The following is a 21,579-nucleotide window of genomic DNA, read 5'->3' on the forward strand; positions in this document are numbered from 1 at the left end:
AAACGGAGTTTTTATGAATAAGTTTATTGCAATTGCTGCAGTTGTCCTTCTGGCAAGCGGTTGCGCTAGTGCCCCGCAGGATGATCCTTGGGCTGACGAAAGAGACCCATTCGAGCAGGTCAACCGTGATGTGTGGGATTTCAATGAAGAGCTTGATGATGCAGTGATTCGTCCTGCAGCGAAAGCCTATAGCCATGTGCCGAAACCGGTTCGTAAAGGCCTGTCAAACGCGGTCGAGAACCTCGATGAGGTATCTTCGCTTGTAAACAACGCTTTACAAGGCAAAGCGGTTGATGCGGGTGTGAGTTTTTGGCGCTTTGCGATCAACAGTACCGTTGGGGTTTTGGGAATCTTTGATGTGGCTACTGAAATGGGTATTGAGCGTCGCGAGGAAGGCTTTGGTGAAGTGTTAGCGTCGTACGGTGTTGCCGATGGCCCATATTTGATGCTACCCGGATTAGGTCCAACCGTGGTGGTTGATCGCGGTGGTGATGTAGTTGATGGTATGTACTTCCCGCTGGATAATATTAATGGTCCAGCAAGCGTGGCAAGATGGATGATCAAAGGTCTAGAAGCACGTATTCAATTGATGGATCTTGAACCGATGTTGGAAGAATCACTGGATCCATACTCATTCGTGAAAGAGTCTTATTTTCAGCGTTGGCAGGACAAAGTTTATGATGGAAATCCGCCAGCCCCACCTCAAGAAGAAGAGCTGGACGACGATTTTTACGACCAGTTTTAAGCCTCGAAGCCTTGCACCATGCAAGGCTTCTGCGTTATAAAAGCCCGTCACTGTTATAACTTGAATAACTATAATTACATTTACTGAGGAATATTTTATGAGCCAGGCGCCTGCGAAGTCTGAACTTTGGGGTCACCCGAAGGGCCTGTATGTGCTTTTTACTGCCGAAATGTGGGAGCGTTTCTCTTACTACGGCATGCGCGCATTGTTAGTACTTACTTTGGTTGCAGCAACCGAAGCTGCAAACCCAGGATTCGGTATGAGCGACGCCGATGCGTTGTCGCTTTACGGTATATATACCGGCCTTGTTTATTTCACGCCATTGATTGGTGGTTGGTTAGCAGATAACTACTTAGGTCAGCGGCGCTCAATTTTGTTAGGCGGTATTTTGATGGCCGTAGCGCAATTCACATTGTTTGCTGCCACGCCGCACAGTATTGAACTGTTCTATGTTGGTTTGGGTATCTTGATTGCCGGTAACGGTTTGTTTAAGCCAAACATTTCAACGATTGTTGGTGATTTATATCAACAGGGCGATGCACGTCGTGATAGTGCATTCTCAATTTTCTATATGGGTATTAACCTCGGTGCGTTCATCGCTCCGTTGGTTACTTCAACTTTGGGTGAGAGCGCTGATTACGGCTGGCGCTGGGGTTACTTCGCAGCGGGTGTTGGTATGACGCTTGCGGTGATTACCCAAGGTTTATTTTTCCAACGTTTCTTAGGCGATATTGGTAAAATTCCTGGTGCAAAACGTGATCGTGATGCGGCTGGTGGTGTGAAGAAGCCGTTGTCTAAAGTTGAGCATGATCGTCTACGCGTAATCTTGTTCTTGTTTGTGTTTGTTACCGTGTTCTGGTTAGCGTTTGAGCAAGCCGGCGGTTTGATGAACATCTACGCTGATCGTTTCACCGACCGAATGATTGGTGATACGGAAGTGCCAGCCGGTTATTTCCAGTCGTTAAACCCATTGTTCATTTTGTTATTCGCACCAGTCTTCTCATTTTTGTGGATGTGGTTGCATAAAAAAGACAAGAGCCCAGATGCGCCAATTAAAGTATTTGTTGGTTTAGTTCTGACCTCAATCGGTTTCGTGTTCTTGATTCTCGGCTTGTTCGAAATTCAAGTCACTGGCAAAGCAAACATGATGTGGTTGGTTTTAGCCTACATGTTCCATACTTTGGGTGAGCTGTGCATTTCACCCGTTGGCTTGTCATTGATGACTAAGTTAGCACCGCTGCGTTTAGCTTCACTCGTGATGGGTATTTGGTTCTTAATGCCAGCTATCGCCAGCTATCTTGCTGGTATGGTTGGAGCGTTTAGTGAAGAAGCCGACAAATACGAGTTTTCAATTAATCTTGCTAACGCCATTGGTCTCGAAGCGCAATATTCAGGACTGCTAGTAGTATTTGGTGGTGTAGCTGTTGGTTTGTTGGTATTTGCGGTTATTCTTTGGCTCATCTCAGGTATGTTGGTGAACTGGATGCATGGTGCCGAGCGCGCAGCTCCTGCAACTGTTGCTGAAGGTGTTGACCAAGAATTGGATGCGGTTGCCGAGCATGAAGGCTTAGGCACTAAAGCTGAAAAGCAATAAAACTTTAAACAATAGGATTTGTTAAGCATGGTAAAAAAAGTTGTGATTCCGGTGGCAGGTCTGGGGACGCGGATGCTGCCAGCAACCAAAGCAATTCCAAAGGAAATGCTGCCGTTGGTTGACCGGCCGTTGATTCAGTATATTGTCGACGAGTGCGCGGCGGCTGGGTTAACCGATATTATTTTGGTAACCCATTCGAGCAAAAGCGCGATTGAGAACCACTTTGACTCGAATTATGAGTTAGAGGATATGCTGGAGAAACGGGCAAAAGATCAACTTTTAGCCGAGGTGCGGGCAATTTGCCCGCCTGAGGTAACTGTGATGGCGGTGCGCCAAGATGTTGCTAAAGGTCTTGGCCACGCTGTGCTTTGTGCACGTCCATTGATTGAAGACCAACCGTTTGCGGTGGTATTGCCTGATGTTCTAGTTGACGCTGTTAGCTGCGATTTAAACCGCGACAATTTAGCCGAGATGGTAGCCAACTTTAACGCGTCAGGTGCGGCTCAAGTGATGGTTGAAAAAGTACCGGCTGAGTTGGTTAACCAATATGGTGTTGCGGATATTGATGGCGTGCAATTAGCGCCGGGCGAGCAGGCTTCAATTAAACGCTTGGTTGAAAAGCCACCGATAGCTGAAGCACCGTCAGATTTAGCTGTTGTTGGTCGTTATGTGTTCCCAGCTGCGTTGTGGACGCTATTAGAGAAAACACCACCGGGCGCTGGCAATGAGATTCAGTTGACCGATGCGATGGCTATGTTGCTTGAACAACAACCTGTGAATGCTTACTACATGAAAGGTAAAAGCCATGATTGTGGGAATAAGCTCGGTTACGCTCAAGCCTTCGTTGAACATGCGGCGCGTCATCCAGCCTTTGGAGCGGACTTCAAAGACTGGCTTCGCCAACTGAGCTAGACGAAATATGAGTAGCCCATCACGCTGGCGCCGTATAGGCAACGACTTGAAGGCGCTACTCACCATTCACAAACATCCTCGGCCGTTTCTTTTTCATCATGATTGCTGCTTTGGCGGCAACCCTGCCGTTTGATATTGCGTTACTTCCTGTGCGTATTGGTTGGCTAACGGTGGGTGCGATTTTTGCTGTCGTGCTAGTGGTGCTATATAGCTTAGCGATACCGGTAACACACCACGCCAAGCCGATAGAGCCTGTTGCACCCGTGTTTCGTCGTGAAATTATCACTGAGTCAGTTTTGATTGGAATGATTGTCGGCGGTAGTCTTGCCTTAGCCAATGGCATTGGATTGGTTAATCCATACTGGGTGCCTATTTCGTGTGCTGCGATCATGCAAGGCGCCACCGTGCGAGACATGCGTCATCGCAAAATTCATCGCATTAGTGGCACTATTATTGGAATGGCTCTGGCCTATTGGCTGTGGAGTTGGAACATGTCACCGCTACAGGTTGCCTTGGCGGTGTTTGTATTGATGTTTATTATTGAGACGTTGATTGTCCGACATTACGGATTAACCGTCGTGTTTATCACGCCAATGACATTACTCTTAGCTGAATCTGCGTTAGGCAACTTGGCTCTTGAAGAGCTTGTGCAAGCTCGTGTCGTGGATATTGCACTTGGTAGCACTATTGGCTTCGTTGCAGGCTGGCTGTTGCTTTACCGTCGCCAACGCGCTTCAAGGCTTAATTAATCAGCTAAACTCTCTGTTATTTTTGAAACGGAGAGCCAGCCATGGAAAGCAAACTAGGACATGATCGCGACGAGTCGCAAAATGAACTCACTCGAAAACTTGCCAAATTATTGCGGATCGAACGCAAATATCACATGAGTCAAGAAGCCCTATCCGATCGGATAATATGTAGCCGCGCTTCTATCTCGCGCATGGAGAGTGGTGGAAATGTTCGAAGTGATATACTAATAGCCTCACTTGCAGAGCTTGAACTCGCCGAGCACTTTATCGTACTTATTGATAGTTTACTGGCAGAACCTCCGGAGAAACGCGCTCGGGACGAGCGTCAACGAAGATTCGACGCGATTATGGCTCCATATCGGTGAATTTCAGTATCAAAAATGATCTATCTGGCGTATGTATATCGCCTCAAAATAAAGTCGTTCAGTTGCAGCAATAAAGTTACAAATTAGCCCCCTCTTTTTGTAACTTTATTGCTGCAACTGAACACTGAAAATAAATTAGGGCACCCTAGCTCTAGCTCTAGCTCTGGCTCTAGCTCTAGCTCTAGCTCTGGTTCTGGCTCTAGCCCCAACCCCGACTTGGGGGATAAGCGTGGCTATAACGATGCTGCGCATCACCCGGCGTAGAACGCCGGGCTACGGGTTGGCGATGATCACGGCGCGGCGAGGGGCTGGGAAGCCTTCGATGGTGCGGCTGCGATCATTTGGATCGAGGAAGTCAGCGAGTGATTGACCTTGCATCCATTCGGTGGCGCGCTGCTCTTCAAGCGTGGTGACAGATTCGTCAACGACACGGGCGTTCTTGAAGCCGACGCGGCTCATCCAATGTAATAGCGCTTTGGTACTTGGAATAAACCAAACATTACGCATTTTGGCGTAGGTTTCGCCTGGCACTAGTACGGTGTGTTCGTCACCTTCTACAACTAATGTTTCCAGCACGAGCTCGCCGCCTGGTTTTAATTGGGCGCGAAGCTGTGTCAGGAAGTCAATTGGGGAGCGGCGGTGATACAAAACGCCCATGCTGAACACGGTGTCAAAGGCGCGCAATTCAGGTAAATCTTCGACCCCAAGCGGGAACCAATGTGCACGAGCGGCAAGCTCGGCTGGCATGAAGTGTCGAATTGCCATGAACTGTGCCATAAATAATTGGCCCGGGTCGATGCCCCATACTTGGTCAGCACCGGCTTCTAGCATGCGCCATAGGTGATAACCACTACCACACCCGATATCAAGCACTTGGCGGCCGCTGAGGTCGCCGTTGTTGCTAAGGTGCGGTAATACGCGTTGCCATTTGAAGTCAGAGCGCCATTCGGTATCAATGTGCACGCCATGCAGGTCAAAAGGGCCTTTACGCCATGGCGTGAGCTGCATCATCAGGCCACGAATACGATTTTGCTCACCGTCGCTAACACTGTCATTGTTGATGGTTACCGTATCCGCGAGAGACACATGTTGTGGCTCGATGTGAGGTAACTGCGCAACGCATCGGAGCCATTTCGGTAATTCGCCGTGCTGTTGTTCCTTTTGCCAGTTTTCCAGTTGCGCAGGCAAGGTTGTCAGCCAGTGTTGCAATGGTGAGTGGGCAACAGCGATAAGGTCTTGGGCGAATAAATTCATTAGTTCTCCAGTTACTTGACGGCGAGCAAGGCGGCGAAATTGTAGCATTGGAACCACACTTGCGTGTGCTGAAAGCCAATTTCGCGCAGACGTTCGTGATGTGTCTCAAGCGTGTCGATGCGCATGACGTTTTCAATTGCCGCACGTTTCTGGGCGATTTCGAGTTCACTATAGCCGTTTGCACGTTTAAATTCGTGGTGGATATCTACTAGCAGTTCATTCATTTGCTCATCGGCACTGCGGAATTTTTCGCTCAGTAGCAACACGCCGCCGGGCTTTAAACCGTCGTATATTTTTTTCAGTAAGTCATAGCGCTGCTCAGGTGGAACGAATTGCAAGGTGAAGTTCATCGTCACCACCGAAGCGTTTTGAATGTCAGACTGCTGGATGTCTTCGCAGCGCACACTCACAGGTACGTCGCTACGATAGCCTTGCAAGTGAAGCTTGCAGCGCTCAACCATGGCCTCTGAGTTATCGATACCGATCACTCGAATATTATTGAGGTGCTGGCAATTCTGGCGCATCGCTAAAGTTGCCGCGCCTAATGAGCAGCCTAAGTCATAGAGGTTTGAATCAGCCTGCGCGAAGCGTTTAGTGAGCTGGCCGATACCTTGCAAAATACTTTGGTAACCTGGCACTGAGCGATTGATCATGTCGGGAAATACTTCCACCACGGTTTGATCAAACACAAAGTCGCTTACTTGCGGCAACGGTTCGGCGAATATCGAATCTTTTTTCGTCATACGTCTTAATAATCTTTGTCTGACAGACAGTACATGTATTTTAACGTAACGTGGCTATAAACAGTAGCACTAGAAGCTGTATCATTACTAAATTGCGCCGACAGTTACTGACATTCAGTGTAAGTCCGTTATAATGTGCAGCTTTGTAAATTCTTAATTTGTGGTAGGGATGATCCCATGCGTAGCCATTACTGTGGACAGCTTGAAACGAGTCTTGTAAACCAATCCGTAACTTTATGTGGTTGGGTCAATAAACGCCGCGATTTGGGCGGTTTAATTTTTATAGATATGCGCGACCGCACTGGTCTGGTGCAGGTTGTATTTGATCCCGACCAACAGGCGCTATTTGAGACTGCGAACAAGTTACGTCAAGAGTTTTGTATTCGTCTAGTGGGTACTGTACGTGCGCGTCCTGAAAGCCAAGTGAATAAAACCATGGCGACCGGTGCCGTCGAAGTGATGGCGACTGAGCTGGAAATTATTAGCCGCGCGGAGCCACTACCAATCGATTTCAATCAGCAGGTGAGTGAAGAGCAACGTTTGCGCTTCCGGTATTTGGATCTGCGTCGTCCAAACATGAACCATAACCTGCAATTCCGCGCCAAAGTGACCAGCGCAGTGCGCCGTTTTCTAGATGACAGCGGTTTTTTAGATATTGAAACACCAATGCTTACCCGAGCAACGCCTGAAGGTGCGCGTGATTATTTGGTACCAAGCCGAACGCACAAAGGCAAGTTCTTCGCATTGCCACAGTCACCACAGCTGTTCAAGCAATTGCTGATGATGTCTGGCTTTGACCGTTACTATCAAATCGTCAAATGCTTCCGTGACGAAGATTTGCGTGCTGATCGTCAGCCTGAATTTACTCAAATTGATATTGAAACGTCGTTCATGACTTCTGACCAAGTGATGGCGGTTACGGAGCAGATGGTGCGTAAGCTTTTTGCTGAGATGCTCGACGTAGACTTGGGTGATTTCCCGCGTATGACGTGGCATGAAGCGATGCGTCGCTTCGGTAGCGATAAACCTGACCTGCGTAATCCGCTTGAATTAGTTGATGTCGCTGATTTGCTCAAAGATGTTGAGTTTAAAGTCTTCGCTGGCCCAGCAAACGACCCGAAAGGCCGTGTTGCTGCGCTGAAAGTGCCAGGCAAAGCGGAAGCGATTTCTCGTAAGAACATTGATGAGTACACCAATTTTGTTGGCATCTATGGTGCGAAAGGCTTAGCGTGGATGAAAGTAAATGATTTGAGTGCTGGTCGTGAAGGTATTCAGTCACCAGTTCTTAAGTTTATTCCAGATGATGCGTTAGAAGGTATTTTGGCACGCACTGAAGCGGCCAATGGCGATATTATTTTCTTTGGCGCCGATAAAGCGACAGTGGTTGCAGAAGCTTTGGGTGCATTGCGCTTAAAAGTGGGTAATGACTTCGATTTAGTAAGTGACGAATGGCGCCCGTTATGGGTTGTTGACTTCCCAATGTTCGAAGAACACGAGGGCCGTTTACACGCGATTCATCACCCGTTTACAGCACCGGTTGGCGTGACGCCAGATGAATTGAAGGCGAACCCTGAAGGGGCATTGTCGAACGCGTACGATATGGTCCTTAACGGCGTTGAAGTGGGTGGTGGTTCAGTACGTATTCACAACAACGAAATGCAGCAAGCAGCGTTTGAAATTTTGGGCATTGGCAAAGAAGAAGCACAAGAGAAGTTTGGCTTCTTACTCGAAGCGTTGAAGTACGGCACGCCGCCGCATGCTGGTTTAGCTTTTGGTCTGGATCGTTTGGTCATGTTGATGGTCGGCGCGAGCTCGATTCGTGAAGTGATTGCGTTCCCGAAAACCACAACTGCGGCCTGTGTATTAACGGATGCACCGGGGCTCGCAAATCCAGAAGCTCTAGCAGAATTGAACGTTGTTGTTGTAGCGAAGGACAACGACTAAGACCTTTACTGATAGGAGCGAATCATGGCCATTATTCTGGGAATTGACCCAGGTTCACGCCTTACTGGCTATGGTGTGATTCGCCAATCAGGCAATCAAATTACTTACCTTGGTAGCGGTTGCATCAATGTGATGCGTAGCCTGAAAGGCGAAGCCGAACCGACTCTTGCCGATAAGCTCAAAGTTATTCATGATGGCATCGCTGAGCTTATCGCACAGTTTCAACCCACCGAATTTGCAATTGAACAAGTGTTTATGGCACGCAACCCAGATTCTGCGCTAAAGTTAGGTCAGGCTCGTGGCGCGGCGATTGTGGCGGCGGCCTGTGCCGGTTTACCTGTCGCAGAATATGCTGCGCGATTGGTAAAGCAAGCGGTGGTTGGCACTGGGGCAGCTGATAAAACACAAGTGCAACACATGGTCATGGCCATGTTGAAATTGCAACATAAACCGCAAGCCGATGCCGCTGATGCGTTAGCCGTTGCTTTGTGCCATGCTCATACACGAACACAACTTATACTAAAAACAACAAGGGGACGCGCGTGATTGGTCAATTGACAGGAACGTTAATCGCTAAGCAGCCACCTGAAATTCTTATTGATGTACACGGCGTTGGTTACGAAGTTCAAATGCCGATGACATGTTTGTATGAACTCCCAGATATTGGTGAGCAAGTGAAGGTCATAACGCATTTTGTCGTGCGTGAAGACGCGCAGTTGCTGTACGGTTTTAATACTTTTGCCGAGCGCACGTTGTTTCGCCAGCTCATTAAAGCGCAGGGCGTCGGGCCGAAGTTAGCGCTAACCATCATGTCCGGCATGACCGCACATCAATTTGTGCATGCGGTAACACACGATGATGTTTCAACCCTAGTGAAGCTTCCAGGCGTCGGTCGTAAAACCGCTGAGCGCTTGGTGGTTGAAATGCGTGATCGCTTGAAAAACTGGGGTTCGGCAACACCAGCCACTGATGCAGCGCCGATTGATTTTGGCGATATGAATCCAACGGTAAGTGCGAATTCGCCACGTGATGATGCATTGAGTGCATTGCTGGCTCTTGGCTATAAACCGGCGCAGGCGGAAAAAGCAGTTGCCGCGGCACTCAAAGCAGAACCCGAAGCTCCAAGTGAAGCCCTCATCCGCTTCGCTTTGAAAAATATGTAGCCCGGCGTTTCACGCCGGGTGGCGCGTAGCGCCGTGAATATATGGGCTTCCGCGGTGTCGTTACATTGTGTAACGGCCGGCAATAACAGCGCGTTGCGCTACCCGGCGTAGAACGCCGGGCTACGAGGTGTGAACAATGATTGAGCCAGATCGAATTAATCAGCCGCAGGCGAGTAGCGAAGACGAGGTTATTGATCGTGCTATTCGGCCGAAGCAACTTGCCGACTATACCGGGCAGAAGCATGTGGTTGAGCAAATGGAAATTTTCATTCAGGCCGCTAAGCAGCGATCTGAGGCGCTTGATCATGTCTTAATATTCGGTCCGCCGGGTCTTGGAAAAACTACTTTAGCAAATATTGTCGCCAATGAATTAAACGTAAATATCCGGCAAACTTCAGGGCCAGTGCTGGAAAAAGCGGGCGATCTTGCGGCATTGTTAACTAATCTAGAAGAGCACGATGTGCTTTTTATTGATGAGATTCACCGTTTGAGTCCGGTGGTCGAAGAGATTTTGTATCCAGCGATGGAAGATTATCAATTGGATATTATGATTGGCGAAGGTCCTGCTGCCCGTTCAATCAAATTAGATTTGCCGCCATTTACATTGGTGGGTGCGACAACTAGGGCAGGGGCTTTGACGTCACCGCTTCGCGATCGGTTTGGGATTGTGCAGCGCCTTGAGTTTTATAACGTGGAAGAACTCACCACGATTATTCGCCGCTCTGCTAAATTCCTGAACTTAGATTTAGAAGCCGAGGGCGCTCTAGAAATCGCTCGTCGCTCACGCGGTACGCCGCGAATTGCGAATCGCTTATTGCGCCGAGTACGAGATTTCGCCGAAGTGAAGAATAGCGGTCATATTGATCAGCCAACGGCCGCAGCGGCACTTGCTATGGTTGATGTTGACGAAGCTGGTTTCGATTACATGGATCGTAAATTACTGCTCGCCATTATTGAAAAGTTTATGGGGGGACCAGTCGGGTTAGATAACTTGGCCGCCGCCATTGGCGAAGAGAAAGATACGATTGAGGATGTGTTGGAGCCGTATTTGATTCAGCAGGGCTTTTTGCAGCGAACGCCGCGGGGACGCATTGCAACACCACACGCCTATGCCCACTTCGGCTTAGGCAAAGGCAAAGACGATATTAGCAATTAGATATTGGATATTAGCGTTGCAGTATCGGGTTTTTGGGTTTCACTAATATCAAATATCCGATAGCTAATATCGCACTTGAATTTTAGGTAAAAAAAAGCCCGCTCAGGGAGCGGGCAAAATACAGAACAACAAGGAAGTTAAATCCAGGGAACAATAACAGGAAGAAGTGACAACCGGTCTCTTCGTATCTGATATCTGAAGCGTATTATACGGAGGACTGACCAGCATTCAAACGAGAAAAATTGTGTTTCACATAAAATTTACTAATGCGAAGTAAAAATACCTGGTTAAAAAATGCGCTAACTAAAATTGGTCAGACCAAAATAAGGCTCGAATCTTAAGGGTTTTGTAAAAATTGGTCAGATCGCTAAGATAAAAAAATGTCTGGTGTAAAATTGAGCAACTTAACATTTGAATGGCCGATTCGGGTCTATTACGAAGATACAGATGCTGGCGGTATCGTTTATTATGCGAACTATCTCAAATTCCTTGAGCGTGCCCGAACAGAATGGTTACGCTCGTTAGGGATTGAGCAAGATACTTGGCTGCAACATCGTATTGGTTTTGTCGTGCGACAGGTGCAACTGGATTTGCTACTGCCCGCGCGATTTAATGATGAACTGACGGTCACTGTTGTGGTCGAACGCCTCGGAAAGGCGTCAGTAATTTTTGCGCAACAAGTCCTGCGAACTGACGGAACGCTGTTGTGTCAGGCGCAAATTAAAGCGGCTTGTGTGAATTTAGGAGAGCCTGGTGAAGCCGTGCGAGCGGTACCAATGCCAGCGGAAATTTTTGAGGTGTTAAAACGTGCAAACTGAATTGTCGATAACTGCGCTGATTTTAGAAGCAAGTATTGTTGTCCAGCTCGTTATGTTGTTGCTGTTGGCGTTCTCTGTGGTCGGCTGGATGATGATATTCCAGCGTGCCAAAGTCATTAAAACTGCGACACAACAGGCATTAAGTTTCGAAGATCGGTTTTGGTCGGGCGTTGACTTAGCACGGTTGTTTCAAGAAGTATCTGCGCGTGCCCAAAACGCCTCTGGTATGGAAAAGATTTTTCATGCTGGCTTTAAAGAGTTTGCGCGACTTCGCAAAAATGAATCGCTTAGCCAGCAACAGATGCTCGATGCATCGTATCGAGCAATGCGCGTTGTGCACTCACGCGAGCTCGACAGTTTGGAAAGCAATTTGTCGTTTTTAGCAACGATTGGTTCGATTAGCCCTTATGTCGGTTTGTTTGGTACGGTATGGGGTATTATGAATGCGTTTATTGGCTTAGGTGCAGTTCAGCAAGCTACCTTAGCCATGGTGGCGCCAGGTATTGCAGAGGCTTTGATTGCGACAGCAATGGGTCTATTCGCAGCAATCCCGGCCGTTATTGCGTATAACCGATTTAGTTATCGTGTTGAAAAAGTAGATAATCAGTACGTGAACTTTATGGATGAACTGATGGCGATTCTGCAGCGTCAGGGCTCGCAAGCGAAAGCAGGTGCGGCGGCATGATGACGGTGACACGTCGACGCCGCAAACAGGTGTCGGAAATCAACGTGGTACCCTACATTGATGTCATGTTGGTACTGCTCATTATCTTTATGGTTACAGCGCCCCTGATTACGCAAGGGGTGAAGGTTGATTTGCCGAAGGCGTCTGCGGAACCATTGGACCCTGAGAGCAAGCCGCCGATTGTTGCCTCGGTAGATAAAGATGGTAATTATTATTTAAGCACGAGCAACGATCCTAATGCGGCGATTGATGTTGTCGATTTAGCGGTTGCAGTGCAAGCCGAGTTGCAGGTGAGCCCTGGACGTCCAGTAGTGGTTAAAGGCGATGGCTCGGTGCAGTATAATCAAGTTGTGCAGCTCATGGTACTGTTGCAGAAAGCGGGTGTGCCTCAGGTTGGTTTGATGACAGATAACTCGGCAGGTGGTGAGTAGTGGCAAAGAAGAGTTGGTCATGGCCTAGTGATTGGACAGTGCCTTTGGTGCTGTCATTGTTGGTGCATGTCGCTGTCGTTGGGTTGATGATTTTTGGCATGCACTTTCAGATGCCGTTTGACAAGCCGCTACAAGTCGAGCTTTCGTCGCCAAATGCGCCGCAGCCGGATAACCAAGAAATTGTGCAAGCGGTGACGGTTGATCAGGCAGCTGTTGAGAAGCGGGTGAACGAGATTCGCGAACGCGAGCGTCAAACGGAGCTGGCTGAGCAACGCCGTCAAGCAGAGTTGGAACGTCGTGCTGAAGAAGCGCGTAAAGCGCGTGAAGCAGAGCAGCAACGCTTGCGTGAGTTGCAAAAGCAACAAGAAGCCGAGCGTCGTCGTTTAGAACAAGAGAAGGCTGCGGCGAAGAAGGAACGTGAAGAAGCCGAAAAAGCAGCCGCCGCGGCAGCTGAGCGTCGCAAACGTGAAGAAGCCGCGGCGGCGAAAGCCGAAGCTGAGCGCAAGCGCAAAGAGGAAGAAGCTCGTAAAGCTGAAGAAGAACGTAAACGTCGTGAGCAAGAGGCGCGTGAGCGTGCTGAGCGTGAGAGACAGTTGCAAGAAGAGTTAGCGCGTGAAGCGCAGGCACGAGCGGCAGCGCGACGCCAGCAAGTCCAGAGCGAACTTGATCGCTACACGGCACTTATAAAAAATGTGGTACAGCGCAACTGGATTGTCGATGACTCGATGCGTGGCAAAGAGTGTCGTTTGAACATCACGCTGTCGCGCAGCGGCTTTGTTACCTCTGTTAGCGAGGGACAAGGCGACCGTGCTGTTTGTGAGTCAGCCCGTCGTGCCATATTGAAAATTGGTACACTGCCAGTGTCGCAAGACCCTGAAGTGTACGAACAGATGAAAAATATTACATTCCCATTTATCGCGGATTAAATGAAGAAGCTTATGATGAAAAAACTGCTCATTTGTGTTGTAACCGCGGCTAGCCTGCTGTTTTCCAGCCAGCCGGCCAAAGCCTCACTTGAAATTGTCATTACCGGCGGTATTGACTCGGCACGCCCAATTGCGGTGGTACCGTTTAAGTGGTTAGGCAATGGACCAAAGCCACAAGGTCTTACAGAAGTGGTGGCGGCTGACTTAATGCGCAGCGGTAAGTTTAATCCAATTCCGGTAAACGGCATGCCGCAGCAACCGTCAAGCTCGGCTGATATCGACTATACCGAGTGGGCTAGTTTAGGCGTTGAAGCGGTGTTGGTGGGAACCATTGCGCCGCACTCGCTAGACCGTTATACCGTCTCTTTTGAAATTGTTGATATTTTACGTGGCCAAATTACTAGCGGCACACAAGTGTTGCGTAATGGGCAATTGGTAACTTCAGAAGATCATATTTTAGATGCACGCTCGAGCGTTATTTCTGGTGATCAGTTCCGTCAGTATTCACATCGTATCTCAGATATCTTTTACGAAACCTTAACCGGTCAGCGCGGTGCGTTTATGACGCGTATAGCGTATGTTACAGTTAATCATCAATTAGATAAGCCATATGAGCTAGTAGTTGCCGATTACGATGGTTTTAACGAACGAGTGTTATTACGTAGCCCTGAGCCGTTGATGTCACCATCATGGTCGCCGGATGGCAACAAGTTGGCTTACGTCAGCTTTGAGAACAAAAAACCTGAGATTTTTATTCAGGACATCTATACTCGTAGTCGAGAGCGGATGACACAGTTTCCGGGTATTAACAGTAGCCCAGTGTTCTCGCCAGATGGCAAGAGTTTAGCAATGGTGTTATCGAAAGATGGTAACCCAGAGTTGTACGTGATGGATATTGCCACGAAGCGTGTTCGCCGAGTGACAAACCATCACGCAATAGATACTGAACCAGCTTGGTCACCAGATGGTAACTCGCTGATTTTTACGTCAGAAAGGGGTGGCAGACCACAACTTTATAGCGTAAATTTAAGTTCAGGCCAGGTTCGCCGATTAACATTTGAAGGCGAGCAAAACTTGGGCGGAACGTATTCCCCAGACGGTAAGCAAGTGATTATGGTTAACCGTACACAAGGTAACTATCATATTGCCCGTCAGGATTATCCGAATGGCACGATGCAGGTATTAACGCAAACTGCTTTGGATGAGTCGCCAAGTTTGGCACCGAATGGTAGTATGGTGATTTACAGCACCACCCATAATAACCAGCAAGTACTGGCGCTGGTATCGGTCGATGGACGATTTAAAGCGCGTTTACCTGCGCGAGAAGGTGAAGTAAAATCACCGTCGTGGTCACCGTTTTTACGTTAGTACGAATGTATTAAAGCAAGTTCAATCACTTACATGAAAGAAAGGAACGCGGACATGAACGCAAACAAAGCCTTAAAAAGTCTGTTCATTGCAGTACCTATGCTGACTCTTGCAGCATGTAGCTCTAACCAAGGTGCTGAAGAAGCTGTTGACCAGCAAACGAACCAGCAAGTTGAGCAAACACAAGACCAATCAGGTGTTGATGTTGGCGCTGTTGAGCGTGAGAAAACTCCTGAAGAAATTCGTGCTGAGAAAGTAGCTGAATTGCGTCAAGAAAACATGATTTTCTTCGCATTTGACGATTCACGCATTTCATCTGAGTATGCACAAGTACTTGCTGCACACGCAGATTTCTTAGTTCAAAACCCAAATGTTACCGTAACTATCGAAGGTCACTGTGACGAGCGTGGTACGCCTGAGTACAACATCGCTTTGGGTGAGCGTCGTGCAAAAGCTGTTGCACAGTACTTGCAAAACTTGGGTGTGAGCTCAAGCCAAGTTACCACTGTTTCTTACGGTGAAGAGAAGCCATTAATCAATGCTTCAAACAATGACGCCTACGCGAAAAACCGCCGCGGTGTACTCGTTTACTAAGTAACTCTGGTTGAGCCAATGCAAAAAGTAATCTTAGTATTGGCCTTTCTGATTCCCGGTGTCCTGCATGCGCAGGCACCGGTTTCTAAGTTAGGCAGTGGGTCGTTAGAAGAACGCCTGAATCAACTCGAACGTGTTATGGACGCGCGTAATGCTGCGCAAATGGCACTGTTAGATCAAATGTCTCAATTACAAGATGAGGTTGCCGATCTTCGTGGTAAAACCGAAGAACACGCTTACCAAATCGAACAAATTCTGCAACGTCAACGCGAAATCTATCAAGAAATTGATCGCCGTTTAACTGCGCAGCCTGCTGCACAGACACAGCAAGCGCCAGTCAATACGACCGCCGTTGATACTGCAAGCTCTGCGACGTATTCAGCTGATTTGTCGGAAAACGAAGCGTATGAACAAGCCATTCAGTTGGTTCTTCGTGATAAGCGCTACGATGCCGCAGTACCTGCCTTTGAATCATTTATTCAGAATTATCCGAATTCGACTTACGTGCCAAATGCCCATTACTGGTTAGGTCAGTTATTGTTTGCGGAAAGCAAATATGATCAGGCCAAAGGTCATTTCTCGACAGTCGTAACGGACTTTCCTGATAGTAACAAACGTGGTGATTGTATTTTGAAGTTGGGCATTATTGCTCAGCAACAAAACAATACAACCAAAGCACGTGAATTATATAATCAGGTTATTAGCGAATATGCGAACTCCACAGAAGCTGGTTTAGCACGCAAACGCCTCGATAATTTGTAAAATTCCTGTAGAAATATCGGGGAAATGTTCGCAAATTGAGCAAACGCACCCGATTCCTTCAATTTACAGTTGCAACGAGCGGCTTTTTAAGTAAACTATGCCGCCGTTGCCACAGATAAGTGTGTAACACAGAAGTGATGGGTTGTTAGCTCAGTTGGTAGAGCAGTTGACTTTTAATCAATTGGTCGCAGGTTCGAATCCTGCACAACCCACCAATCACTTCAACCCTTCAAAGTTTTAAAGTGGGTTGTTAGCTCAGTTGGTAGAGCAGTTGACTTTTAATCAATTGGTCGCAGGTTCGAATCCTGCACAACCCACCACTTTATTTTTTCCCTTCGTGCCCCAATTTGATTTATAATCATCAAACTTTTTTAATGCATTGAAGTGGTACCATGAGCATTACTGCAGAAATTCAAGCACGGGTAATTGATAGTTTAGATTATCCTTTCCCGCCAAAACCGAAAACGTTAACAAGCGCTGAAAAGGCAGAGTACACCGCACGTATTAAGCAATTATTACGTGAGAAAAATGCTGTGCTGGTTGCGCATTATTACACTGATCCTGAAATTCAAGCATTAGCTGAAGAAACCGGTGGTTGCGTTGCTGATTCGCTCGAGATGGCGCGGTTCGGTGCGAAACATGAAGCAGATACGCTGATTGTAGCTGGGGTTAAGTTTATGGGCGAAACCGCCAAAATTTTAACGCCAAACAAACGTGTATTGATGCCAACGCTCGAGGCAACCTGTTCGTTGGACTTAGGTTGCCCAATCGATGAGTTCTCTAAGTTCTGCGATGAGCACCCGGATCGCACGGTAGTGGTGTATGCCAATACATCGGCAGCTGTTAAAGCACGTGCAGACTGGGTGGTTACTTCGAGTATTGCGCTGGAAGTGGTTGATCATTTAGATGCGAACGGTGAAAAAATCTTATGGGGCCCGGATAAGCATCTTGGCGCCTACATTGAGAAGCAAACTGGCGCTGATATGATCATGTGGCAGGGTGCTTGTATAGTTCACGACGAATTTAAAACCAAAGCGCTGGAAGACTTAAAACGGGTTTATCCAGATGCAGCTATTTTGGTGCACCCAGAGTCACCGCAATCGGTCGTTGAGATGGCTGATGCAGTTGGTTCAACGTCGCAATTGATTAAAGCCAGTCAAGAGTTACCGAATGATACGTTTATTGTGGCAACTGACCGCGGCATTTTCTATAAAATGCAGCAGTTGTCGCCGAATAAGCACTTTATTGAAGCCCCTACAGCCGGTAACGGCGCCACTTGTCGTAGCTGCGCTCATTGCCCTTGGATGGCAATGAATGGCCTTGTGGCTATCGCTGAAGCGCTCGAAAATGGCGGCGCCAAGCACGAAATTCATGTGGATGAAGCACTTGCTGAGCGGGCGTTAAAGCCGTTGAATCGCATGCTTGAGTTTAAAGGCTAAAAGCTAAAAGCTAAAAGCGTTGTTCGTTATTGGTTGTTCGTTGTTCGAAAAAGACAAAACGAATAACCAGTAACGAATCAAGATGTTAGAGGTGTGGGTGAAGCAGGTGGTAGCCGGTGGCCCGCATTCTAGAGTTACTGAGACGCTTGCTGCCGCGAGGACCTACTTTATCCGTGCGCTTGAGCTGTTCGATTGACACGCCGATCTTGTGGGCAATACGAGCATAGGCTTCTTCTTGCAACAATGGCTCGTTGTCGCTAACGATATATATCTCTTCACGATGCCCTGGATGCGTGAGCAAATAGGCAATAAAACCTGCGACATCATCACTATGAATGCGATTCGTCCAAGCGGGTGTAATCACTGCCGTACCGTCTCGCAACTGCTGTTGCATCCGCTCGCGGCCCGGTCCGTAGATACCTGAACAGCGTAATACTGAAACGTCAGCGGGACTCCCAAGTATCACACGCTCAGCTTGTAGGAGCATTTCACCACTATCTGAATCCGGTTCGGTTGGGCTTGCTTCATCGACCAGCTCACCATTACGTTGACCATATACACCAGTACTCGAAACATACAAAACACGTGGCGGCGTACTTAGTTGATGCAACAAATGCTGTAAGTGACGACATGGCACCACATAGCCTTGGTGATAGCCGTCGCGACTGTAATTTGACGGCGTGAGCGTGATGACAATCGCGTCAAACTCATGTTCAAGTAGCTGCCGTAGGTCGTGTTCGCTATTCGCGTCGGCGCTTACCAACTGAACGCCTTCAATCACCGGCTTGGTCGATGGATTACGACACGCACCAACAACCGTCCAGCCGGCATTGATGAGCAATGGCGCGGTGCGCTGCGCAATATCACCGTAACCTAACAAAAGTACTTTTGGCATGTTTAAACAGCTCCTAACCAAACATCCAGAAATAGCATCACGACTAAGCCAACCATCAAACCTGATGTTGCGCGGCTATGATGCCCGTGACGATGCGTTTCGGGGATGATCTCATGACTAATGACAAATAGCATGGCACCGGCGGCAAATACGAGTCCCCAGGGTAATAATAGCTCCGAAATATTTACAAATACGCCGCCGAATAAACCACCAAGCGGCTCAATCAGTCCAGTTAAAGCGGCAACCAAAAATGCTTTCAAACGGTTGTAGCCTACGGCTACTAAACCAACGGCAACAGCCAGCCCTTCCGGTAGGTTCTGTAACCCAATACCTAGCGCAAGTGAAAAAGCGTTTTCCTGCTGTCCGCTACCATACGCAACGCCCACGGCGAGACCTTCAGGGAAGTTATGAATGGCGATAGCGAAGATAAATAGCCAAACGCCAGCAATTTTGGCGTTACTGCGGCCTTCAACTCCGCTAATAAAATGCTCATGCGGCACCAAGCGGTCAAATAACGCAATGGTCAGTGCGCCCAGCAAGATACCGACAACGGCTATGGCAGCTGGCCATGGGCCTTCGCCATAAATCTGTGTGGAAATATCGATTGAAGGAATAATCAGCGAGAAAAAAGATGCTGCAAGCATCACGCCCGCAGCAAAACCTAGTAATGTATCGTTAAATTCTTCGGAAGGCTTTTTTCCGATTAAAATGGGCAGCGCCCCCACAGCTGTTAAACCACCGGTAATGGTACTCGCCAGTAACGCCGTGAGGACTAGCTCCATCATTTAATTCCTTATATTAGTATCCCGCCGCATGACCGTCTTTGCGACTTTCAGATGCCCCGTAATATACGCCTTCTTCATGATTACGCCAAATGGCTTGGTAGCCACCGTAAGGTCCGACAGCCTCTTGCAGAGTATGACCCATTTTAATAAGTTCGCGGCGCGTGTGATCAGAGAAACCGTTCTCTAAACTAACCACACCACCATCGGTCATCACTTCGCCGGTAGGCTGACTCGAGCCCGTATGTAAAATACGTGGCGCATCACCCGCCTCTTGCAGATTCATCCCAAAATCAATCATGTTGATGAGAATTTGAGCGTGCATTTGCGGTTGTGTAGCACCGCCCATAACACCGTAGCTCATGAGGGGCTTACCGTCTTTGGTGACAAATGCCGGAATGATGGTGTGGAATGGGCGTTTGCCTGGTTCAAACACATTGCGATGATTTTTATCGAGAGCGAATAACTCACCGCGGTTCTGAATCACGAATCCGAGACCAGTTGGGGTAATACCCGACCCCATACCACGGTAGTTACTTTGAATCAGTGACACCATATTGCCATCAGCATCCGCTGTGGTCAGATAAATGGTATCGCCTTCGGTGGGAGGATTGCCCGGTTCAAAGGATTTACCTGCGCGTTTCATATCGATGAGCTTAGCGCGCTGCTTGGCGTAATCTTTATCGAGCAGACCTTCTACCGGTACTTCGTTAAAGTCTGGATCAGAGTAGTACTTAGCGCGATCTTCAAATGCTAATTTTTTCGCTTCAACAAACAGGTGCACGTACTCTGGACTATCAAAACCCATGCTCGCGACATCGTAGTTTTCTAGGATATTTAAAATTTGCTGGGCAGCGATACCTTGTGTATTCGGTGGTAACTCCCACAAGTCATAACCACGATAATTCGTCGAAACTGGATTGACCCAAGTTGACGTATGACTTGCTAGATCTTCGTAACTTAAAAATCCACCATGTTTTTTCACAAAAGCATCGATTGTTTTGGCGATTTTGCCTTTGTAGAAAGCATCACGACCTTCTTTGGCAATGAGCTTATAAGTATTGGCAAGGTCAGGATTTTTGAACATTTTGCCTTTTTGTGGCGGCAAACCACCTTTCATGAAAACGTCAGCGAAACCTGGCTGATTTTTAAGCACTTCTGCATTACGCTCAAAGTAATATGCGATAACTTCAGTGACTGGGAAGCCGTTTTCAGCATATTCAACTGCCGGCGCTAATACCTGCACCATTGGCAACTTGCCAAACTTTTCATGTAACTCAAACCAACCGTCGACCGCGCCCGGCACTGACAACGGTAACACGCCGCGGGCTGGAATGGATTCATAGCCGTTCTCTAAAAAATAGTCCAAGGTGAGAGACTTTGGTGAACGACCCGACGCGTTTAAGCCATGCAAACGCTTACCCTCAGCATCCCAAACAATCGCAAAGAGGTCACCACCAATCCCGTTACCGGTAGGCTCCACTAGGCCGAGCAGGGCGTTCGCAGCAATTGCTGCGTCAATGGCATTACCGCCGGCTTGCATAATGTCCAGTGCAACTTGGGTTGCGAGGGGTTGACTTGTAGCTGCCATGGCATGAGGCGCCATTGCCTCGGAACGGGTAGCAAAGTGCTTGCCGGTAATGCGGTCAGCAGCGATGGCATTCATGCTTGCTGCACCGCAACCGAACGCAAGCAAACAACTCGCAGCGGCAAACTTCGATTTTTGAATCAGATACTTCATAAAATGATACTCCGGTTTGGCTTGAGGTATCATTTCACTATATGAATTGAGCATCAAATGAGCAATGCTTGTAACCGCAGATAACCTGCCTATTACCGAACGACCACAAAAAAACCGCCTTGCGGCGGTTCTCTTGTATCTGGCGGAGAGAGAGGGATTCACTCGGGCCATCCATGGCCCTCGCCCTGCGGGCAGCCTTGCGGCTGTGCCAAACGGCAATCCTGCCGTTTGGTCGAACCCTAAGCGTTCTCATCAAGTCGGCACTCTCCACCAGACACAAAAAAACCGCCTTGCGGCGGTTCTCTTGTATCTGGCGGAGAGAGAGGGATTCGAACCCTCGATACGCGGTTAGCGTATACACACTTTCCAGGCGTGCTCCTTCAACCACTCGGACACCTCTCCTGAAGTGGCGGTATGATAGGGAAAACCCTGGTTTAAATCAACAGCGTTGAAAAACAAAAGCGATATTAGATATTAGATATTAGATATTAGATGTTAGATATTGGCGCCGAT

Annotated in this window: 22 protein-coding genes and 3 tRNA genes; 19 read left to right on the plus strand and 6 right to left on the minus strand. The window is 48.1% G+C overall.

The window, feature by feature from the left end:
• Nucleotides 1–13 precede the first annotated feature (13 nt).
• The 5 genes from CWI82_RS03235 (at nucleotide 14) to CWI82_RS11565 (ending at nucleotide 4,365) form a co-directional block, all read left to right on the plus strand.
• Complete coding sequence (locus tag CWI82_RS03235; RefSeq protein WP_092856036.1) at nucleotides 14–745, plus strand: MlaA family lipoprotein; 732 nt, start codon at nucleotides 14–16, stop codon at nucleotides 743–745.
• Nucleotides 746–842: 97 nt separating this feature from the next.
• Nucleotides 843–2,339, plus strand: coding sequence for a peptide MFS transporter (locus CWI82_RS03240; protein WP_092856034.1), 1,497 nt, complete (start codon nucleotides 843–845; stop codon nucleotides 2,337–2,339).
• Between the two features lie 27 nt (nucleotides 2,340–2,366).
• Nucleotides 2,367–3,251: a UTP--glucose-1-phosphate uridylyltransferase GalU gene (gene galU, locus CWI82_RS03245; protein WP_092856032.1), complete on the plus strand. Its 885-nt coding sequence runs from the start codon at nucleotides 2,367–2,369 to the stop codon at nucleotides 3,249–3,251.
• A gap of 98 nt (nucleotides 3,252–3,349) precedes the next feature.
• Nucleotides 3,350–4,000 carry an FUSC family protein gene (locus CWI82_RS03250; RefSeq protein ID WP_130202660.1) on the plus strand — a complete coding sequence of 217 codons (651 nt, stop codon included), beginning with the start codon at nucleotides 3,350–3,352 and terminating at the stop codon, nucleotides 3,998–4,000.
• Nucleotides 4,001–4,041: 41 nt separating this feature from the next.
• The gene (locus CWI82_RS11565; protein WP_407681418.1) at nucleotides 4,042–4,365 is read left to right on the plus strand and encodes a helix-turn-helix domain-containing protein; all 324 of its coding nucleotides are present in this window, start codon (nucleotides 4,042–4,044) and stop codon (nucleotides 4,363–4,365) included.
• 273 nt (nucleotides 4,366–4,638) lie between these two features.
• Here CWI82_RS11565 and cmoB read toward each other — a convergent pair whose 3' ends face one another.
• Together cmoB and cmoA are read right to left on the minus strand one after the other, a co-directional pair.
• The gene (cmoB, locus tag CWI82_RS03255) at nucleotides 4,639–5,619 is read right to left on the minus strand and encodes a tRNA 5-methoxyuridine(34)/uridine 5-oxyacetic acid(34) synthase CmoB (protein ID WP_092856026.1); all 981 of its coding nucleotides are present in this window, start codon (nucleotides 5,617–5,619) and stop codon (nucleotides 4,639–4,641) included.
• 11 nt (nucleotides 5,620–5,630) lie between these two features.
• The gene (gene cmoA, locus CWI82_RS03260) at nucleotides 5,631–6,362 is read right to left on the minus strand and encodes a carboxy-S-adenosyl-L-methionine synthase CmoA (RefSeq protein ID WP_092856024.1); all 732 of its coding nucleotides are present in this window, start codon (nucleotides 6,360–6,362) and stop codon (nucleotides 5,631–5,633) included.
• A 177-nt stretch (nucleotides 6,363–6,539) separates the two neighbouring features.
• Between cmoA and aspS the strand changes: the two genes are divergently transcribed.
• From aspS to nadA, 14 genes are all read left to right on the plus strand, one after another.
• Nucleotides 6,540–8,306, plus strand: a complete 1,767-nt coding sequence (gene aspS / locus CWI82_RS03265) for an aspartate--tRNA ligase (protein ID WP_130202661.1) — start codon at nucleotides 6,540–6,542, stop codon at nucleotides 8,304–8,306.
• Between the two features lie 24 nt (nucleotides 8,307–8,330).
• Entirely contained in the window at nucleotides 8,331–8,852 is a 522-nt protein-coding gene (gene ruvC, locus CWI82_RS03270; protein WP_092856020.1) for a crossover junction endodeoxyribonuclease RuvC, read from the plus strand.
• A complete protein-coding gene (gene ruvA, locus CWI82_RS03275; RefSeq protein ID WP_092856010.1) occupies nucleotides 8,849–9,469 on the plus strand; it encodes a Holliday junction branch migration protein RuvA in 621 nt (206 codons plus the stop codon). Before ruvC ends, ruvA begins: the two co-directional genes overlap by 4 nt.
• 136 nt (nucleotides 9,470–9,605) lie before the next feature.
• Nucleotides 9,606–10,625 (plus strand): Holliday junction branch migration DNA helicase RuvB, encoded by a 1,020-nt coding sequence (gene ruvB, locus CWI82_RS03280; RefSeq protein ID WP_130202662.1) that lies wholly within the window; start codon nucleotides 9,606–9,608, stop codon nucleotides 10,623–10,625.
• A 380-nt stretch (nucleotides 10,626–11,005) separates the two neighbouring features.
• Complete coding sequence (gene ybgC / locus CWI82_RS03285; protein ID WP_143434072.1) at nucleotides 11,006–11,443, plus strand: tol-pal system-associated acyl-CoA thioesterase; 438 nt, start codon at nucleotides 11,006–11,008, stop codon at nucleotides 11,441–11,443.
• Complete coding sequence (gene tolQ / locus CWI82_RS03290; RefSeq protein ID WP_092856004.1) at nucleotides 11,433–12,128, plus strand: protein TolQ; 696 nt, start codon at nucleotides 11,433–11,435, stop codon at nucleotides 12,126–12,128. The genes ybgC and tolQ overlap by 11 nt, the downstream gene beginning before the upstream one ends.
• A complete protein-coding gene (gene tolR, locus CWI82_RS03295; protein ID WP_092856002.1) occupies nucleotides 12,125–12,559 on the plus strand; it encodes a protein TolR in 435 nt (144 codons plus the stop codon). The genes tolQ and tolR overlap by 4 nt, the downstream gene beginning before the upstream one ends.
• A complete protein-coding gene (gene tolA / locus CWI82_RS03300; protein WP_233340183.1) occupies nucleotides 12,559–13,485 on the plus strand; it encodes a cell envelope integrity protein TolA in 927 nt (308 codons plus the stop codon). The genes tolR and tolA overlap by 1 nt, the downstream gene beginning before the upstream one ends.
• 15 nt (nucleotides 13,486–13,500) lie before the next feature.
• Entirely contained in the window at nucleotides 13,501–14,853 is a 1,353-nt protein-coding gene (gene tolB, locus CWI82_RS03305) for a Tol-Pal system beta propeller repeat protein TolB (RefSeq protein ID WP_165383901.1), read from the plus strand.
• Between the two features lie 54 nt (nucleotides 14,854–14,907).
• Nucleotides 14,908–15,447: a peptidoglycan-associated lipoprotein Pal gene (gene pal / locus CWI82_RS03310; protein WP_130202664.1), complete on the plus strand. Its 540-nt coding sequence runs from the start codon at nucleotides 14,908–14,910 to the stop codon at nucleotides 15,445–15,447.
• A gap of 18 nt (nucleotides 15,448–15,465) precedes the next feature.
• Entirely contained in the window at nucleotides 15,466–16,209 is a 744-nt protein-coding gene (ybgF, locus tag CWI82_RS03315) for a tol-pal system protein YbgF (RefSeq protein WP_130202665.1), read from the plus strand.
• A 139-nt stretch (nucleotides 16,210–16,348) separates the two neighbouring features.
• A tRNA-Lys gene (locus tag CWI82_RS03320) sits at nucleotides 16,349–16,424 on the plus strand.
• A gap of 29 nt (nucleotides 16,425–16,453) precedes the next feature.
• Nucleotides 16,454–16,529: transfer RNA gene (locus CWI82_RS03325), tRNA-Lys, on the plus strand.
• A gap of 72 nt (nucleotides 16,530–16,601) precedes the next feature.
• Nucleotides 16,602–17,648 carry a quinolinate synthase NadA gene (gene nadA / locus CWI82_RS03330; protein WP_165383870.1) on the plus strand — a complete coding sequence of 349 codons (1,047 nt, stop codon included), beginning with the start codon at nucleotides 16,602–16,604 and terminating at the stop codon, nucleotides 17,646–17,648.
• A gap of 85 nt (nucleotides 17,649–17,733) precedes the next feature.
• Here the strand turns inward: nadA and CWI82_RS03335 are convergent, their stop codons facing one another.
• The 4 genes from CWI82_RS03335 to CWI82_RS03350 all read right to left on the minus strand — a co-directional run bounded on the left by CWI82_RS03335 (nucleotide 17,734) and on the right by CWI82_RS03350 (nucleotide 21,468).
• The gene (locus tag CWI82_RS03335; protein ID WP_130202666.1) at nucleotides 17,734–18,543 is read right to left on the minus strand and encodes an SDR family oxidoreductase; all 810 of its coding nucleotides are present in this window, start codon (nucleotides 18,541–18,543) and stop codon (nucleotides 17,734–17,736) included.
• A gap of 2 nt (nucleotides 18,544–18,545) precedes the next feature.
• Complete coding sequence (locus CWI82_RS03340) at nucleotides 18,546–19,328, minus strand: ZIP family metal transporter (protein ID WP_233340184.1); 783 nt, start codon at nucleotides 19,326–19,328, stop codon at nucleotides 18,546–18,548.
• A gap of 13 nt (nucleotides 19,329–19,341) precedes the next feature.
• Complete coding sequence (gene ggt, locus CWI82_RS03345) at nucleotides 19,342–20,991, minus strand: gamma-glutamyltransferase (RefSeq protein ID WP_233340226.1); 1,650 nt, start codon at nucleotides 20,989–20,991, stop codon at nucleotides 19,342–19,344.
• A gap of 386 nt (nucleotides 20,992–21,377) precedes the next feature.
• A tRNA-Ser gene (locus CWI82_RS03350) sits at nucleotides 21,378–21,468 on the minus strand.
• Nucleotides 21,469–21,579: the final 111 nt, after the last annotated feature.

The organism is Pseudidiomarina tainanensis (genome assembly GCF_004214835.1).
In the GTDB taxonomy this organism is placed as follows: domain Bacteria; phylum Pseudomonadota; class Gammaproteobacteria; order Enterobacterales; family Alteromonadaceae; genus Pseudidiomarina; species Pseudidiomarina tainanensis.

Coding starts and splice junctions, on each gene's coding strand:
- CWI82_RS03340 (WP_233340184.1), bottom strand. CDS start 19,328: ATGATGGAGCTAGTCCTCACGGCGTTACTGGCGAGTACCATTACCGGT.
- aspS (WP_130202661.1), top strand. CDS start 6,540: ATGCGTAGCCATTACTGTGGACAGCTTGAAACGAGTCTTGTAAACCAA.
- cmoA (WP_092856024.1), bottom strand. CDS start 6,362: ATGACGAAAAAAGATTCGATATTCGCCGAACCGTTGCCGCAAGTAAGC.
- ybgF (WP_130202665.1), top strand. CDS start 15,466: ATGCAAAAAGTAATCTTAGTATTGGCCTTTCTGATTCCCGGTGTCCTG.
- galU (WP_092856032.1), top strand. CDS start 2,367: ATGGTAAAAAAAGTTGTGATTCCGGTGGCAGGTCTGGGGACGCGGATG.
- nadA (WP_165383870.1), top strand. CDS start 16,602: ATGAGCATTACTGCAGAAATTCAAGCACGGGTAATTGATAGTTTAGAT.
- pal (WP_130202664.1), top strand. CDS start 14,908: ATGAACGCAAACAAAGCCTTAAAAAGTCTGTTCATTGCAGTACCTATG.
- cmoB (WP_092856026.1), bottom strand. CDS start 5,619: ATGAATTTATTCGCCCAAGACCTTATCGCTGTTGCCCACTCACCATTG.
- tolR (WP_092856002.1), top strand. CDS start 12,125: ATGATGACGGTGACACGTCGACGCCGCAAACAGGTGTCGGAAATCAAC.
- CWI82_RS03250 (WP_130202660.1), top strand. CDS start 3,350: ATGATTGCTGCTTTGGCGGCAACCCTGCCGTTTGATATTGCGTTACTT.
- CWI82_RS11565 (WP_407681418.1), top strand. CDS start 4,042: ATGGAAAGCAAACTAGGACATGATCGCGACGAGTCGCAAAATGAACTC.
- ybgC (WP_143434072.1), top strand. CDS start 11,006: ATGTCTGGTGTAAAATTGAGCAACTTAACATTTGAATGGCCGATTCGG.
- tolB (WP_165383901.1), top strand. CDS start 13,501: ATGAAAAAACTGCTCATTTGTGTTGTAACCGCGGCTAGCCTGCTGTTT.
- ggt (WP_233340226.1), bottom strand. CDS start 20,991: ATGAATGCCATCGCTGCTGACCGCATTACCGGCAAGCACTTTGCTACC.
- CWI82_RS03240 (WP_092856034.1), top strand. CDS start 843: ATGAGCCAGGCGCCTGCGAAGTCTGAACTTTGGGGTCACCCGAAGGGC.
- ruvC (WP_092856020.1), top strand. CDS start 8,331: ATGGCCATTATTCTGGGAATTGACCCAGGTTCACGCCTTACTGGCTAT.
- CWI82_RS03235 (WP_092856036.1), top strand. CDS start 14: ATGAATAAGTTTATTGCAATTGCTGCAGTTGTCCTTCTGGCAAGCGGT.
- CWI82_RS03335 (WP_130202666.1), bottom strand. CDS start 18,543: ATGCCAAAAGTACTTTTGTTAGGTTACGGTGATATTGCGCAGCGCACC.
- ruvB (WP_130202662.1), top strand. CDS start 9,606: ATGATTGAGCCAGATCGAATTAATCAGCCGCAGGCGAGTAGCGAAGAC.